The 15,201-nt window shown below is 50.3% G+C and carries 16 protein-coding genes; 14 read left to right on the top strand and 2 right to left on the bottom strand.

Translation table 11 applies throughout. The features are described from left to right. Positions 1 to 183 precede the first annotated feature (183 nt). Positions 184 to 756, top strand: a complete 573-nt coding sequence (locus AC3Y2E_RS32240; RefSeq protein ID WP_379217375.1) for a Crp/Fnr family transcriptional regulator — start codon at positions 184 to 186, stop codon at positions 754 to 756. Positions 757 to 762: 6 nt separating this feature from the next. On the opposite strand, the gene AC3Y2E_RS32235 is transcribed toward AC3Y2E_RS32240, so the two are convergent. After that, positions 763 to 1,494 carry a DUF4386 domain-containing protein gene (locus AC3Y2E_RS32235; protein WP_379217374.1) on the bottom strand — a complete coding sequence of 244 codons (732 nt, stop codon included), beginning with the start codon at positions 1,492 to 1,494 and terminating at the stop codon, positions 763 to 765. Positions 1,495 to 2,177: 683 nt separating this feature from the next. Between AC3Y2E_RS32235 and AC3Y2E_RS32230 the strand changes: the two genes are divergently transcribed. The 13 genes from AC3Y2E_RS32230 to AC3Y2E_RS32170 all read left to right on the top strand — a co-directional run bounded on the left by AC3Y2E_RS32230 (position 2,178) and on the right by AC3Y2E_RS32170 (position 13,914). Beyond that, positions 2,178 to 3,398 (top strand): leucine-rich repeat domain-containing protein, encoded by a 1,221-nt coding sequence (locus AC3Y2E_RS32230; protein WP_379217373.1) that lies wholly within the window; start codon positions 2,178 to 2,180, stop codon positions 3,396 to 3,398. Between the two features lie 51 nt (positions 3,399 to 3,449). Next, positions 3,450 to 3,839: a type III secretion system chaperone family protein gene (locus AC3Y2E_RS32225; protein WP_379217372.1), complete on the top strand. Its 390-nt coding sequence runs from the start codon at positions 3,450 to 3,452 to the stop codon at positions 3,837 to 3,839. Between the two features lie 452 nt (positions 3,840 to 4,291). Further along, the gene (locus AC3Y2E_RS32220) at positions 4,292 to 4,738 is read left to right on the top strand and encodes a hypothetical protein (RefSeq protein WP_379217371.1); all 447 of its coding nucleotides are present in this window, start codon (positions 4,292 to 4,294) and stop codon (positions 4,736 to 4,738) included. 232 nt (positions 4,739 to 4,970) lie between these two features. Then, a complete protein-coding gene (locus AC3Y2E_RS32215) occupies positions 4,971 to 5,555 on the top strand; it encodes an Imm44 family immunity protein (protein ID WP_379217370.1) in 585 nt (194 codons plus the stop codon). A gap of 304 nt (positions 5,556 to 5,859) precedes the next feature. Continuing rightward, the gene (locus AC3Y2E_RS32210) at positions 5,860 to 6,633 is read left to right on the top strand and encodes a TerC family protein (RefSeq protein WP_379217369.1); all 774 of its coding nucleotides are present in this window, start codon (positions 5,860 to 5,862) and stop codon (positions 6,631 to 6,633) included. Positions 6,634 to 6,842: 209 nt separating this feature from the next. Further along, positions 6,843 to 7,349 carry a MerR family transcriptional regulator gene (locus tag AC3Y2E_RS32205; RefSeq protein ID WP_379217368.1) on the top strand — a complete coding sequence of 169 codons (507 nt, stop codon included), beginning with the start codon at positions 6,843 to 6,845 and terminating at the stop codon, positions 7,347 to 7,349. Then, on the top strand, positions 7,346 to 7,795 hold the full coding sequence (locus tag AC3Y2E_RS32200; protein ID WP_379217367.1) for an SRPBCC family protein: 450 nt from the start codon (positions 7,346 to 7,348) through the stop codon (positions 7,793 to 7,795). The genes AC3Y2E_RS32205 and AC3Y2E_RS32200 overlap by 4 nt, the downstream gene beginning before the upstream one ends. Continuing rightward, positions 7,792 to 8,235: an SRPBCC family protein gene (locus tag AC3Y2E_RS32195; RefSeq protein ID WP_379217366.1), complete on the top strand. Its 444-nt coding sequence runs from the start codon at positions 7,792 to 7,794 to the stop codon at positions 8,233 to 8,235. The genes AC3Y2E_RS32200 and AC3Y2E_RS32195 overlap by 4 nt, the downstream gene beginning before the upstream one ends. A 288-nt stretch (positions 8,236 to 8,523) precedes the next feature. Continuing rightward, positions 8,524 to 9,021: an RNA polymerase sigma factor gene (locus tag AC3Y2E_RS32190; RefSeq protein WP_379217365.1), complete on the top strand. Its 498-nt coding sequence runs from the start codon at positions 8,524 to 8,526 to the stop codon at positions 9,019 to 9,021. Further along, positions 9,002 to 9,565: a hypothetical protein gene (locus tag AC3Y2E_RS32185; protein ID WP_379217364.1), complete on the top strand. Its 564-nt coding sequence runs from the start codon at positions 9,002 to 9,004 to the stop codon at positions 9,563 to 9,565. The genes AC3Y2E_RS32190 and AC3Y2E_RS32185 overlap by 20 nt, the downstream gene beginning before the upstream one ends. A 282-nt stretch (positions 9,566 to 9,847) precedes the next feature. Then, positions 9,848 to 10,750 carry a 3-hydroxyacyl-CoA dehydrogenase gene (locus tag AC3Y2E_RS32180; protein ID WP_379217363.1) on the top strand — a complete coding sequence of 301 codons (903 nt, stop codon included), beginning with the start codon at positions 9,848 to 9,850 and terminating at the stop codon, positions 10,748 to 10,750. A gap of 216 nt (positions 10,751 to 10,966) precedes the next feature. Continuing rightward, a complete protein-coding gene (locus tag AC3Y2E_RS32175) occupies positions 10,967 to 11,989 on the top strand; it encodes a leucine-rich repeat domain-containing protein (RefSeq protein ID WP_379217362.1) in 1,023 nt (340 codons plus the stop codon). 320 nt (positions 11,990 to 12,309) lie between these two features. Then, the gene (locus tag AC3Y2E_RS32170) at positions 12,310 to 13,914 is read left to right on the top strand and encodes a malate:quinone oxidoreductase (protein ID WP_379217361.1); all 1,605 of its coding nucleotides are present in this window, start codon (positions 12,310 to 12,312) and stop codon (positions 13,912 to 13,914) included. A 177-nt stretch (positions 13,915 to 14,091) separates the two neighbouring features. On the opposite strand, the gene AC3Y2E_RS32165 is transcribed toward AC3Y2E_RS32170, so the two are convergent. Next, positions 14,092 to 15,198 (bottom strand): SGNH/GDSL hydrolase family protein, encoded by a 1,107-nt coding sequence (locus AC3Y2E_RS32165; RefSeq protein ID WP_379217360.1) that lies wholly within the window; start codon positions 15,196 to 15,198, stop codon positions 14,092 to 14,094. Positions 15,199 to 15,201 lie beyond the last annotated feature (3 nt).

Below are 15,201 nucleotides of genomic sequence, written 5' to 3'. Positions count from 1 at the left end.
CAAGCCTGAATATACTTGCCGAAGGCAAAAGACTTCTTGCTGTGTAATCCTTACACGAACTGTCGGAACGACAGGGTTAGCTTGGTGAACTTCTCTTCGTTAGAAGGGACTACCCAAGAATCTCGTGACTTTAGTCATGAGAGGTTCAAATGCTGAAATTATCAATTCAATGGAGAGATTGGAATGAAAAATATTCTCATCCAATACGCAAAGCGTTTTACCGATCTTAGTGATGCAGAACTTGAGAGGATCCTAGAAGAGATCCCTATGGCTGCTTTCAAGAAAGGAACGATCTTGTTGCGCCAAGGCGAGATCCCCGACAAATGCTACTTTGTTTTACAAGGCTGCGTTCGGCAGTATGCTTCGGATGAGAACGGCAAGGAGTCAACCTTTCAATTTTTTACGGAAGAGCAGGGAGTCACGATTTTCAACCAACATGCCGGCGATACAGCATCCAAATATTCTCTTGGTTGTGTGGAAGACTGCGTTCTGGTCGTCGGCGATCTATCCAAGCAACAAGCCATGTATGACATGCATTTCGGACTGGAGAAAATGATCCTCAAAATGATCGAAGAAAATCTGGGAGAGGCGCGCGATGAATTTGCCGCCTTTATTGCCGCCAGGCCGGAAGAGCGTTATAAGTCCCTATTGAAAAGTAGACCCGATCTGATCAACAGAGTACCGCAATATCAATTGGCCAGTTACCTGGGAATCACGCCCGAATCGCTCAGCCGCATCAAGCGACGTTTTGAATAAACAGCCTTAAGGCTGTTTATCGGTCAGAAGAGACAGTTTTCTTCCTTTTATCAAAAGCCAGATACCGAAACCTAATTCACCTATGATCATGGGGATGCTTAGGAGGGTTTCCAGCGATGATGCGATAGGTTCAAGTTGGGGGAAAAAACTGTCCATCACATGGACGATCACGTAACTGAAGCCTGCGATCGCAATCATGATGCTGAAGTATTTGGGAATATGCCGAGACGATAGAGCGATGAAACCGATGGCCAGCAGGTGCAGTCCGAACAGGATCAATCCTAATGACCAGATGGATTCGAAAGCTTTAATGGATAACATCGATTGAGAGGCCATTCCGTTGATTGATTCGTTGAACGGGGAAGTTCCTGCTCGTGCGATACGGCCGGCAACGACAAGATGTGAGACGGCAATTGCGAGCATGGCCGTATAAATTAGACGAAGCCAACCAGCCAATAAGGAGTATTCATGATGTATAGGCTTTAAATATACATAAAAAGCCCATGATACAAGTAGATCCGTGAGGATAATCACTAGCCAGCCTAGAATTCCGAACGCAAACAGCGAGCCTAATTGCTGGATGTTTGTCAGTGTCATCAAAGCGTCGTCATTGACGATCAGCGAAGTGTGAACATAACCATAAGAGAACGCTGCTGCAATGGACATGATGAACAAGGAAACGCCTGCGACGATCGCCGATGTGTGTTGAAGGTTTTGGTAATGTGTAGGTTTGATCAATTTCATTGCCCCCTTAATGCTTCCTATTGTAACCTGCAACGGAGGTTTGGTTCATTGACTTAAGTCAATGAACCAAAGTGAGGTCAAGTCGATATTGCGCCATACAACGATCGATCTTGGCCTTCCGGTCGGTCAGTTTCTATAGCGGCTTTATGGACAATCATCCCGTCCGACTTTCTCCATCCGTTTTTTATCACAGTCACACGCTCCACCACGCCGACCAAGGAGAAACGCCCGTCATAGGCGTTCTCCTTCACGTCACGCATGATCTTCTATTGCCTCTCTTGCCACTTGCTGCGCATACGCTTCACCCAGACCAATCAATTCATAATAATCCTATGTTACATCCTCCATACGCTGGATCACAGCGTCATTCAGGCTAAGCGTTTTGAAGCCTTTCTGGATGATCTCGTCCAGCAACTCCAGATCGTGCCGGATACGTGTCGCAGACTCCGGATTGCTAAATCCTGATTCATCTGCACCTTGTGTTTTTCTTGAACCGCGAACATTAGTCCATTTGGCAGTTGTTACCGTTTGAATGGTTGTTTTACCATAGGGAGGATACCTAATCTGTGTGGCAGCGTGTGACTTCGGCACCCTCTCGTTACAATGCGAACGGTGTTTTTTTATTTAGCAGAATTGCCGGCACGACTCGATAGGGTTCAGAAGAAAGGATGATAGCAATGCCAAATGATAACCAGGCTCGTCCCCCTGCTGGATCTGTTAGAGAAGTGGGTCGTTATCCCATTGACCTGACAGGTCCTCGCAGTCACACTCTTGTCATACAGCCCGGTGTGGGCAGTCTATCGATGGGGCCGCCGCATCTGGGGAAAAAGGCAGACCTCCACGTTGCCCCTGATGCGCGCATCGATTGGACTGTGTTTGATGCTTTTGCCACGCCGGCGGGCTCGCCCTGGCCGCGATTTCTGTACTATACAGGCAGTGACGCAAGCTTCCTGGACTGGGCGCAGATGCGTCCCATTGAAGAGATGACGTGGGCTCCGATCCTGTCTGCAGACACGGCGGCGGACGCCAGCCAGTCCAAATTGCATGGCTTGCATATCGAACTGGATGCTTCCGGGGGACATCTGAGCTTGAGGCTTCCGAAGCGGCAGAACTTTGAAAATTTCCGCTTGAGAGTGTCCGGCGATTTATCCCGCTTCTCGGCTGCCGGTGATCTGCCCTATTCCCTGACGCTGGCGCCGCGCACCGGCCGGCGTAAGGAGGATGCTCCTTTCGTGCTGCCCGGCCTGGGTGAGCTGCACCAGGTGACGAATCTGACGCTGCAGAACGCGCCAATGGGTCAGCCGATCTCGCTGGAGTGTCTGGACCGGTTCCCCAATCTGGAGTCCCTGAGTTTGTGGGGGAACTTCTGCGACCTGGATCGGTTGGCTCGTCAAACCCGGTTAACGAATCTGGAGATGCGCTTCATGCCTGATCTGGGTGAGCTGCCGCCCTTGGATACGTGGCCGCTGCTTGACCGATTTATCGCTTACAATGTGGAAGAGCTTACAGGCAAGCGCCTGAGGCAGCAAATGAAAACCCGCGCTAAAACCCGCCCGTGGACCGGACATGCTTCCGTGAGCCAATTGCGGAAGCCGGAGTGGTGGACGACCGAGTTCGGGCGCCCGTTCGCGTCCTGGCCTAAACGTCTGGCCAAGTTGGCCAACGAAGCTTACAACGCTGCCCGGGAAGCCTTGGCCCAGGCCCGCAGCTTTGCCGATGCCGAGGTGGCCATTACCGCTTTCACCGTACGCTTCAATACGCTCAAGGGCATCGAGACTACCGAACGGGAAGACCTTGGTGAAGCGGTATGGCAGCTCAGCCAGTCGAATCACTTGATTGGCGAGCCTATACCCGAGGAGATGGCTCAGCGCTGGTTCGATGCCGCGCGTGATTACTGAATGAACGGACTATCTTGAAAGCTTCGGAAAGGCGGAAAGGAGGGTTAACCGGTGATCACCATTTATGAGGAGCAGCGGAGAGGAGCCGTAGCGGACACCATCGAGCATTCTCATGCATCGCTTGAGACATGCCTGGACGTCATCCGACGGATGGACGGCTTCACCCGCAGTCAGTTGACGATTCAGTGCAGGGAGAGCATGATCATGATCGGCGGCGGCAGTCGCGAGTTCATCGTTACCGTGGAGACAAGCACTGCGATTCACAACCTTCTCGGCTCCCCGGAGGACGAGGAGGAGTTTGTCGAATTGACAGTAGGGGGTCAAGCCTGTGAATTTCCTCAGAAGTACATCGTTAGCTTTGAGCTGGTTGAATCTGCGTTCCTCCAGTTAGTAGCGGATTCATCTGCCGAACTGGACTGGGAGGTTATTGAGAAGGCTTAATTTTCGCCGATAGATCCTTATCAAAAGATGGGGTGGAAGATTGATAACTGTATGGCGAGAGTGTTGGTGAGGGTTGAGAAATCTCAAAGCAATAGCCAATAAAAATTGTCACTGGGAAAGTTTTGAAGAAAAAAATCAGGTGAAAAGTCGGTAGACTCGGGACAACCGAACATTATAATGGAAATCACAGACATAGATGAACCATTTTCTAGAATGGGAACATGAATCAGCACTAGGAAGAAAGCGATTGGAGGAGACCGCCTGTGGGAAGATCGTTTGCAAATTTGCATATCAAATCGAAAAACCTGGAGAAGACTGTCGGAGCATTAAGAAAGCTGAGCGAAGTGCACCCTGAAGTATTAGGCCTGTCGACTAACCGAGCAGGCTCGAAGGGTAGGGATCGATACGTTGACGAATTGCCAAAACCTGAGCATTCGGAGATCAACGTTGTCATGTACATAAGCAAAAGCAACGAGAGCTGGATCAGCGTGCTTCACGATTATTTTGTATGGGGCACGGTGAAGAAGGTCGGCAAAGCATTGTCCCGGCTGATCGAGGAGCCGGTGATGACGGCCGGCTATATGAATGAGGAAATATTCGAGTTGTCGTTTTTCCAGAAGGGAGACCTACAAGCCGAACGAATCTTCTGTGAGCCATGGACGAGGGAGGAGTATGGGCTCCCGGAAGGGCTCCTTCAGGATGATTATCTCCAAGAATCGTTGGATATTCGCACCGAGGAGCTTGACGATTTCATAAAGATTACGAGTCCGGAACAAGCCGTAAATCAGCTGTCGGCACTTGGAAGCTTGCCCATGTGGAGCGATTCGGAGTGGATCCCGCACGAAGATGAGCTCCGAACCCAATTTGAGAAATATGAATTTCATATTGAACGTGCATGAGTTTACAAAGAAGGAGAGGTGGAGGGGGGCGACGAAGATCGAATCAAACCTCTGATTTGGAGTAAGAAGTGGATCCCTTTTACGGATTTCGAAGCATCCTCACGTCTGGAAATTTTAAAGAGGTTCGAAGCCAACCAATTTTCATTGACTGACGATGTGATTGAGTTTGAAGATTTCTATTTTTGTTTGAATATAGTGAGGGCCCCGCTTGAATCTGTCTATGGAGGCAGGAATGAAACTAACTTTTCTATTAGATACGCATGGAACGTGTGTAGGCCAATTAAGAGATGAACTGCTGCCGTTAGAAGAATTAGCCGAAACCTGGCGGTTTCCGTATCATATAAATGTGGTATTTCGCGTTTTACCTGAAAATTACGGACGAAAAACATTTAGACGTTTTGATAGCAGGGATCATGTGCTGGATTTAGATATCAGCCTCATCTATGAGCAGTATCTGCGGATGTCTAAAAACGAACAACGCGAAGCCTTGGGGGCGTACCTCTACTCTTATTTGTCGGAATCGGTTGCTAAATATAACAAGCATGCAGATCGGGAAACCCAAGATCAACTTTTAGACCAGGTAAAAAACTGGATGTTGGAAAACAATTGGCTGCATGGAAAGATCAATAAAGCAAGGGAACTTCTTGCGCACAATAGGGGACTCTCTGAGGTCAGCCAACAATTGAAAATGCCATTAGAAGAAGTGGAGTATATCCTTCTTCGCATGAATGACTATGCGCCAACTGACGTCCATCCTGACAACGTTGTAGCAGGTAAAGCGCCGCCGTATCCTTTAAGTGGCAGGAGACAACTATGAGTATTGCGCCTCTTTTTAAAGGAGAAGGCTATTGTTCATGTTCTATACTTCGTCAAACAAACCGGATCTGGGCGTGTGTACGTCTGAATCCGGTTTTCTGGTCCCGCAACCGGAGTAATCCAGACAAGGACCAGCATACTGCAATGAGGACAAGCCTAGCGCTGCATTTCCGTTCGTGTCGAAGGTATTATAAAAAAAATTGAATCCTATCGGCGGTTGATTACGTATATCTATTGCCGGGCAAGTAAACATTATCTACATATTGGCAGAAGATCTTACCAAGGATCTTGAGGAGGAATTCAAGTTGGAGTCAGTGTGGTTGGAATATGCGTGGGCCTTACTTATCCTGATCGGTCTGGAAGGATTGCTGTCGGCTGACAATGCACTCGTGCTGGCGGTCATTGCCAAGCATTTACCGGATGACCAGAAGAAACGAGCAATCAACTATGGAATTATCATGGCCTTTGTTTTTCGGTTTGCCGCACTTTTTGCTATTTCCTTTATCGCAAATGTTTGGCAGGTGCAGGCGATTGGCGCGGCCTATCTGTTATACCTGGGTTTAAAGCACATCATCAAAGCGCGCTTCGGCAAGCAAAATGAAAATATACAGAAGGACCTGAAGAAAGAAGCCGCAGGAAAAGGCTTTTGGCCTACCGTAGGGAAAATTGCGCTGGCCGACCTTGCTTTTGCAATTGACTCCATTCTTGCTGCGGTGGCGCTTGCGCTGGGACTGCCAGACTCGCCGCTTGGTGATTTCGGCGGAATGGACGGCGGCAAATTTGCCGTAGTGGTGCTTGGGGGGATTGCCGGCTTAATCTTAATCAAATATGCGGCTACCTGGTTTGTTAAGCTGCTTAGTCAGCGACCGGCGCTTGAGACAACAGCTTATGCCATCGTTGCCTGGGTTGGAGTAAAGCTTGCCGTAATCACGCTTGCACATGAGGATATCGGAGTTCTGGAGCATCATTTTCCTCATAGCACGTTGTGGACTAGCATCTTCTATGTGGTCTTGGTGGCGATCGCCCTTCTTGGGTGGTTTGCACCCAGCAACAAGCCCAAAAAGGCGGGGACGGTTTAATACCGTACAGGATTTGCGCATGTCAGCGAAGCAAGTTACACATGGAAAAGGTACCTCTTAGGGGTACCTTTTTGTTGTAGTGCAGACCGGCTTGCTTTTGTCCGATCCTGACGATCCAAGCAGCGTCGCGATTTTGCTTGCACCTTACGTTACGTAACGTTTTATAATGGGATTACCGGTACATAGCTAGCGCCAAAGAGAGGATGATTATGAAGACAATTTGGAAGGTGGGGGATCTCGCCAGGCTGACAGGTCTTACTATACGAACTTTGCGTTATTATGATCAGATCGGTTTGTTCTCTCCATCCGGCCAGACCGAATCCGGCCATAGGCTGTATAACGAGGCCGACTTGTCGCGCTTGCAGCAGATCTTATCACTCAAGGAGCTGGGCTTGTCTTTGGAGGAGGTTAAGTCGGTAATGGCCGGCGGACAGATCAGTCCGCTGGAGATCGTTAATCTGCAGATCGGCCGAATCCGAGAGCAGATCCGGCTGCAGCAGAAACTGTTGGAGCAGCTCGGATATGTATCCAAGCTTTTGCAGGGGAAGCGGCCTTTAACGGTAGAGCATTTCACCAGCCTGCTTCAGGCGATGAAAATAGAGTTTGAGAAGCCTGTCCTGGAGCGGCAAAGGAATTTGGAGCGGCAGTTGGACCTGCTGGGAGACTTTCTTGCCAAGGAAAATGAAAGAATACAACCTGAGGAGGATCATTCATGAACGAACGATTCGTTAAGCATGCGACCTTCGTAGTCGAGCGAACTTATGCCGCGTCGCCGGAGCGGGTGTATCACGCTTGGGCCGACCCGGATACGAAAGCCAGATGGTTTTCCAAGCCGGACATTTTCGACTTTCGGGTCGGCGGGCGTGAGTACAGCAGCGGCGGGCCGCCGGAAGGTCCGGTCTTTATTTTCGAGGCGAGCTATCTGGAGCTTGTTCCGGAGGAGCGCATCGTCTATACGTATACACTGGATACGGGCGGCGTGCGCATTTCTGTTTCGATCGCAACGATTGAACTTATCCGGGTAGAGGACGGGACGAAGCTGATTTTCACGGAGCAGGGCGCGTTCCTGGACGGACACGATACGCCGGAAATCCGGGAACACGGTACCGGCCTAATGCTGGACACACTAGGGAAGATCGTGGAAGGGGAGGGATACGCATGACGGCAGCCGGCATTAATGAGCTCGTTTCCACGCGTGTATTCGATGTCTCCCGGGAGCCTGTATATCGGGCATGGACAAGCCCCGAGTTGCTAGCCCGATGGTGGGGACCGCGAGGGTTCACGAATACGTTCCACGAGATCGATATTAAACCGGGAGGCGAGTGGCTGTTCACGATGCATGGACCGGATGGAGCGGAATACCCTAACCGCTGCGTTTTTGTCGAGCTCGTGCCGCCGGAGCGGGTCGTGCTTGATCATCTGTCAGGCCACCAATTTCGGGTAACGGCGATTTTCGAGGACCTGGAGGGCCGCACCAGGGTCAACTTCCGCCAACTGTTCAAAGACACGGACGAGTTTGAACAAGCCAAGCCGTACTGCATGGAGGGCAACGAACAGAACTTGGACCGGCTTGGCGAGCTGCTTACCGAAGCGAACATTTAGTTTTGCAAATAGGGTTCCGAATCCGTCCAGGGATGTCGATCCTCTAGTCATCGTCAAACGAATAAATCATGCAAGAAGACACGTCTATCCAAGCGTGTCTTCTTTGTATTTGGGGCACAATCGAGGGTATTCCAATGAATTGGACGATTTTTCATATCCGGAATTGCAGTCATTTGTGTGCTATATGGCGTCTGTAGCCATGTCGGGTTCATACAGGCTAAAAAAATGGAGCACGAGTGAAAAATAATGGGGTTCCCAGTTGTATTAAAAGGGAAAGGGGGTACTGAGGTGTACAATTCATATGAGCTCAATGAATCTGTGCGGCGGGCCTTGGATCTATATTCGCAAAGCTTGATCAAGATTGCTTTTGCATACTTGAAAAACATAGCTGATGCCGAAGAAGTGACGCAGGAAGTATTCCTCGCCTACTTACAAAAGCGCCCTGTATTTGAAAACAGCGAGCATGAAAAAGCTTGGCTGATCCGAACAACGATCAATAAAAGCAAAAATATGCTAAAGGCCGGATGGTTCAAGAGCAGAAACCCTGTACCTGAAGACCTGAGCTACCTGCCAAAGGAAGAAAACGAGGTTCTGCAGGCGGTGCTGGCCTTGGACAAGAAATATCGAATCCCGATTCATCTGCACTATTACGAAGGATACTCGATCCAGGAAATTGCAGCTATTATGCAGGCTAAGTCGGCGACGGTAGGAACATGGCTTGCCAGAGGTCGTTTACTCTTAAAGGAGAAGATCGGAGGTCTGGAGGATGAAGAAATCTGCTTATAAATCTGCGATGTTCCACGTGAAAACGAGCGAGGATTTTAAAGAGGCAACGTATCGAAAGCTGATGCTGGAGATGGAAAAGGAAACTCCAAAACAAAAACATGAAAATCATCAAAAGGAGCGGCTGCTGCAAATGGAAAAGGCAACTAAACGGAAGTTAACAGGGTGGGCGGTCGGAATCGCGGCGTGCGCGGTGTTAGCGGTCGGCATTTTCACAATGAACCAGGATACCCCAACGACTGCGCCTAAACCCTCGGATGTTGTAACGAAGCCTCCGGTCATGGACAAAGTGGCGGTCAATATCGAAGGCGTCATCTCCGAAGTGAGCACTGACGGCAAAAGCTTCAAGGTCGGCGGTTTGTGGGTGACCGTGACTCCGGAAACCGGAATGGGCATCGATGGTCCAACGGAGGCTAAGCCTTCTGAAGAGCTGCTGCAAAAGGAATTTAAAGTGGGCAATTTCGTTTCCGGATTCACGACAGAGGATATAGGCACGGGCAAAGTGAATGCAACGCGCATCTATAACAATATGGCTCCGTCCAAATAAGGGAGCTCATGTAAAGGAATAGGTGGTACACCCGGCCTTACCCGCCGGTCGCTGTATGAATAAATAAGGCTGCAGTTCACTCTATGTGCGTACATAGAGACGAGCTGCAGCCTTTTTGTCGCGAAGATGGGTTCGGGCAGCTCTATCCGCGAGAAGCTAAGCGATAGTAGTTGAATCGCTAGGGGGAATAACCGGAGGTTAGAGGGGGGGATACAGGGACGTATCGGTTAACCTCAAGTTGGGAAACTTAGACGAATACAACAAGTTTGAGGGAGGATATCGATGCTCTATACGCACATTACCGTTGCCGGGAGCGGCGTCTTGGGGAGTCAGATCGCGTTCCAGATTGCCTTCAAAGGATTCGAGGTGTCCGTCTACGACATCAGCGAAGAAACACTGGCGCGGGCTCGGGAAAGAATCGAGGCTTTGAAGCCGCGTTACCAAGAAGACTTCGGGGCGACGGAGAAAGACGTTGCCGAGGCTTATCAGCGCATTTCGTTCTACACCGATCTGGCGGAAGCAGTCGCGGAGGCAGATCTCGTAATAGAAGCGATTCCTGAGGTGGTTCAGCTTAAAACCGATTTTTATAAAAAGCTGGGAGAAGCAGCTCCCGCCAAAACCAACTTCGCCACAAACTCTTCCACCTTGCTACCCAGCCAATTCGCGGAGGCGACGGGGCGGCCAAAGCAATTTCTGGCGCTGCACTTCGCCAATGAAATATGGAAGAACAATACGGCCGAAATTATGAAGCACCCGGGAACAGATCCGAAAGTGTTCGAGGATGTGATCGCATTTGCGAAAGCGATTGGGATGGTTGCGCTGCCTTTGCACAAGGAACAGCCCGGCTATATCCTGAATTCGTTATTGGTGCCGCTCCTGGAAGCCGCCCAACTGCTTCTGGTGAAAGATGTCGCCGATGTGGAAACGATCGATAAGACATGGATGGTTGCAACGGGAGCTCCGCTCGGACCTTTTGCGATTCTGGATGTGGTGGGGATTAATACGGCCTATCATATCGGACAAGCTAAAGCGTCGGCAACCGGCGATCCGGAGTTCGCAAAAATAGCGCAGCTATTGAAATCGGATTATATCGATCAAGGCAAGCTTGGACGGGCAACTGGCGAAGGATTTTACAAATACCCGAATCCGAGCTTCTTGCAGCCGGGGTTTTTGAAAGGCGAGTAGTGCATATGTACAAGGGAGAGGGCATCCGAAAGGGTGCCTTTTTACGTAAAACTGGGCTTTTTCCACTATTCCTTCGGCCGCTCTACTAAGCTACACTAGAGTTCAAGTAACGTTAAGCGGATGACGGATTGCATAGAAGACAGGCGTGTCATCAAGAATTCATGGATATTCCATACATACACACTAGTCATTAACAGGAAATGGGAGGGGTTATGCATGCGCAAGATATGGAAAAGGAGGATTTTGATCAACGATCCTGCCGCACTGGACCCGGTTCAGATTGAGCAGGACTTGCGCGGCGGCAACCAGGTGATCGTCCAGTTTTCTCATCCGGAGTATTATGGCTCCATCTTGGAGGAAGTGGATGAGCTCTGCGCGCGCTGGGATGAAAACTTTGGTGTGCGCTTCTACGGCCATCGCTCCCTATCGCTGGATTGCGATACGCTCTTGCGCATTCCCCATGTCAAGATGCTGCACCTCAATTGTCTCGTCCAGGCGCATAATACACAAGCCTTGGGCAAGCTGCATCACTTAACCAGTTTGAACCTGGGCATATACGAGCTGGAAAATTCGGATATTCTCGGAATGGACACCCTGCGGTCTCTACGGGATTTAACCGTAATTTCAGAGAAAAAGGTACTCAACCTGCAATACTTGAATGAATTCTCGCATCTGGAACAGCTGCATGTGGGAGGCAAGGTCAAACATCTCGATGCGATCGGTTATTTGGAAAATTTGAATTATCTCGCCCTGCATATGATCAGCAAACTGCCGCTGCATTTTATAAACCGGCTGGACAAGCTGAAAAACCTTCGCGTATTGCTTGGAGGCCGGGAACATATTCAGGAAATAAAAAACAATCAGATCGAAGATTTGGAGATTTGCCGAGTCCGCGGTTTACACGACCTGACCAACATAACAGATTTCCAATCGCTGGACCGGCTGGTGATCGAGGATCAGATCCAGCTGCGGGAACTCCATTTCGACCGGGAGATGGAGGCGCTGGAGGAGCTCACCGCCGTAAACTGCAAAGGCTTGACTCACTTGACGGGAATCGAGCTTCTGCCTAAGCTGCGCAAGCTCCGGCTATTCAAAACCGCCATCGACTTCGATTCGTTTATCCGTCAAAAGCTGCCCAGCTCTTTATCTATGGTGGAGTTTGCAACAGCAAAGACGAAAGTAGATCAGGACATCCAGGAGAATCTACTCAAGCTCGGTTATCAAAAATGGAGCGGGTGAGGACAAATCCGGTACCGGTCGCAACCGCGACTATCACGAAGGCACCCCGAACGGGTGCCTTTTACACATGGAATTCTTCCGTTTGCCATGAACGCGGAAGAGGTGCCGAACGTATGATTATTTTATAGGGCGTGCGGAGCCGGTTGGACGGTTCGAACGTCTTTTGAAGCCAGCCAATCTAGGCTTTTGTGGACAGTTTCCCACTTCTTCACTACAACAGCATATCTTCACTTGATTTAACGTCTTTTAAATACCATACAACTATCATATAATAGTATATATATTATTCTACTAATCATGCGATACGCTAAAGATCAGAAATGATCCAGAAAAGGTGTGTGACCAGGTCGCACTCCTGTCTTGCTGTGAGCGTGCACGGGAGCGCCTGCATCCTTTTCAAATATCAGCGTGTAAGGACGGTAAACATGAGTAACAGACAAACGAAATCAGACGTTATCTTAATTGGTGCCGGAGTCATGAGTGCGACTTTGGGGGCGCTGCTGAAGGAATTAGTGCCGGACTGGAAAATTTCGGTGTTTGAGAAGCTGGCCAGCCCCGGAGAGGAAAGCTCCAACGAATGGAATAATGCGGGGACGGGGCATGCCGCACTGTGCGAGCTGAACTACACCTCCGAGAAACCGGACGGTTCCATAGATATTAGCAAAGCGGTCAAGGTGAACGAGCAGTTTCAAGTTTCGATGCAGTTCTGGTCGTACCTGGTAAGCAGCAACCTGATTCGCAATCCGAACGATTTTATTATGCCCATCCCTCATATGAGTATGGTGCAAGGCGAACAAAACGTAGCCTTTCTGAAAAAGCGATTTGAAGCGATGATCAGCAATCCGCTGTTCCAAGGAATGGAATACTCCGAGGACCCGCAAAAATTGGCGGAATGGATTCCGCTTATCATGAAAGACCGGCCCCTGAACGAACCGATCGCGGCTACCCGAATCGAAACTGGCACGGACGTGAACTTTGGCGCTTTAACGCGGTTGTTGTTTGATTATTTAAAGAAGAAAAAGGTCGATATTCATTACAACCACCACGTAGATGATATTAAACGTGCCGGAGACGGCTCTTGGGAATTGAAAGTACGGGACGGCGGCGGGAAAGTCGAACGTCATACGGCCAAATTCGTCTTTATCGGCGGCGGGGGCGGCAGCCTCCCGTTACTGCAAAAATCCGGTATCCCCGAAGGGAAACATATCGGAGGATTCCCGATCAGCGGACTGTTTATGGCCTGTACGAATCCGGACGTTGTGGCCCAGCATCATGCCAAAGTGTACGGAAAAGCTAAAGTGGGCGCCCCTCCCATGTCGGTACCGCATCTGGACACCCGATTTATCGATAATAAAAAATCGCTGCTCTTCGGACCGTTTGCCGGGTTCTCGCCCAAGTTCTTAAAAACCGGTTCCATGTTCGACTTGATCGGTTCGGTCAAACCGAATAACGTCGTCACGATGCTGGCGGCCGGTGCCAAAAACCTTTCGCTGACCAAATACCTGATCCAACAGGTGATGTTGTCCAAAGAAAAGCGGATGGAAGAGCTGCGCGAATTTATCCCGAACGCCAAAAGCGAGGATTGGGATCTGCTGGTGGCGGGTCAACGCGTGCAAGTGATCAAAGATACGGTAGCCGGCGGCAAAGGAACGCTGCAATTCGGTACGGAAGTGGTCAGTGCCGCTGACGGATCGATCGCCGCCTTGCTCGGCGCTTCCCCAGGCGCTTCTACAGCTGTATCGGTTATGCTGGAAGTCATTGAGAAATGCTTCCCGCAGCACGTCAAATCGTGGGAGCCGAAACTAAAAGAAATGATTCCTTCGTACGGCGTGTCCTTGCTCAAAAAACCGGAGCTGATCGGCAAAATTCATACTTCGACGGCGCGGACGCTTGGTCTGGGCAGCGAACTGGAGCCGGTCAGATAACATTTCCATAACAGTAAAGTGAAGCGGCCTTTCTCCACTTGGGGATAAGGCCGTTTGGTTTCTCTTCGCCAGTCACGTCACAGGGTCACAGGCTGCCCAAATCCCGCAACGCCAATATCCCTCTTGTGTATGTTCAAGCGATTGTACTCGCAGCCGGATGGATACCGCCTATTGAGATTACAACAGCAATGTTTTCAGTACAGGTTCCAGCGCATCAGCCATCCGCAGGAAACCGAGATCGTTCGGATGCGAGCCGTCCACCGTACATTCATAATAATCTTCCCCGCCCAGCGAATGGGAGCCGTCGAAGAAATAGAGGTTCAAATCGCCTTTCTCCCGCAGCTCGTTCACGAGCGCCTGCTCGAAACGTTTACGTTCCATCCGCATCTCGTACAAGTGAGGCGTCACATCTTCGCGGGCATACCGAATTCGCGATACGACCAGGATGGGCGTCAGAGGATGAGCCGCTCTATAAATTCGGATAAATTCCGGAAGAGTCTCGCGGAAAAGCTCGGTGCTCACGCAATTGCCTTCATAATCTACAACCAGGCAGGCCGGGTCGTTAATCTGCGATACGATCTCGGCAACCTCCGGTTCTCCTTTGCCGCTGCCCGAGAACCCGAGATTGATAAACTCCAGAGGAATTCTGCGGCTCAAAATGTTCGTGTACGCCATGCCCGGCCGGGAGGCGCAGCCTCCTTGCGTGATCGACGTCCCGTAGACGACCACCTTTTTCCCGGAAACGTAACCGGGAGGAGCAAGCACTGCAGCGTGTTCATCCAAACCGACCGAGATCTCCTCTACCCCTTGATACAAGGGCAGGTTAAGCACGATATTCCGCATCGCGGTCCCCCAACCGGTAAATAGCGCGCATTCGTATTCCGTAAGCGTAACGTTATACTTGGTCGTATTCCCGTACCGCAAAGGACCGAATACGTCTGGAGCACCTACATAACAATCGACGCCGCATTGTCCGGTAGCCGGCATATGGACCATATTGGCTTTCCCTTTCAGCTTCACCCGGACGGATAAGGAAGTGGAATCCGTTTGAAACCGGATTTGCCCTCCTGCGGTGTGATTCGCCAGATGATCGACGGCCCCGGGGACGGCTCCGGCCGGCAAGGTCGGCAATCTGCGATATTTCCGTTCCTGGTGGAACCAGGCCAGCCCGGCAATCTGAAACGGCTGATCGATCGGGGAATGCCAACGAATGGCGGCTTCGAGCTTTTCATTGGGACGCATATTGGCGTCGTAAACCTCTAACAGATTTTTGGATGTTTCCACAAT

This window comes from Paenibacillus sp. MAH-35, from assembly GCF_058135425.1.
Note: the sequence above shows the minus strand (reverse complement) of the source record. Positions and strands in the feature narration are given on the sequence as shown.

Excerpts from the sequence above, each read along its gene's own strand:
- AC3Y2E_RS32240 (WP_379217375.1), top strand. The coding sequence starts at position 184 with ATGAAAAATATTCTCATCCAATACGCAAAGCGTTTTACCGATCTTAGT.
- AC3Y2E_RS32230 (WP_379217373.1), top strand. The coding sequence starts at position 2,178 with ATGCCAAATGATAACCAGGCTCGTCCCCCTGCTGGATCTGTTAGAGAA.
- AC3Y2E_RS32220 (WP_379217371.1), top strand. The coding sequence starts at position 4,292 with ATGTACATAAGCAAAAGCAACGAGAGCTGGATCAGCGTGCTTCACGAT.
- AC3Y2E_RS32215 (WP_379217370.1), top strand. The coding sequence starts at position 4,971 with ATGAAACTAACTTTTCTATTAGATACGCATGGAACGTGTGTAGGCCAA.
- AC3Y2E_RS32205 (WP_379217368.1), top strand. The coding sequence starts at position 6,843 with ATGAAGACAATTTGGAAGGTGGGGGATCTCGCCAGGCTGACAGGTCTT.
- AC3Y2E_RS32200 (WP_379217367.1), top strand. The coding sequence starts at position 7,346 with ATGAACGAACGATTCGTTAAGCATGCGACCTTCGTAGTCGAGCGAACT.
- AC3Y2E_RS32195 (WP_379217366.1), top strand. The coding sequence starts at position 7,792 with ATGACGGCAGCCGGCATTAATGAGCTCGTTTCCACGCGTGTATTCGAT.
- AC3Y2E_RS32185 (WP_379217364.1), top strand. The coding sequence starts at position 9,002 with ATGAAGAAATCTGCTTATAAATCTGCGATGTTCCACGTGAAAACGAGC.
- AC3Y2E_RS32180 (WP_379217363.1), top strand. The coding sequence starts at position 9,848 with ATGCTCTATACGCACATTACCGTTGCCGGGAGCGGCGTCTTGGGGAGT.
- AC3Y2E_RS32175 (WP_379217362.1), top strand. The coding sequence starts at position 10,967 with ATGCGCAAGATATGGAAAAGGAGGATTTTGATCAACGATCCTGCCGCA.
- AC3Y2E_RS32170 (WP_379217361.1), top strand. The coding sequence starts at position 12,310 with ATGATCCAGAAAAGGTGTGTGACCAGGTCGCACTCCTGTCTTGCTGTG.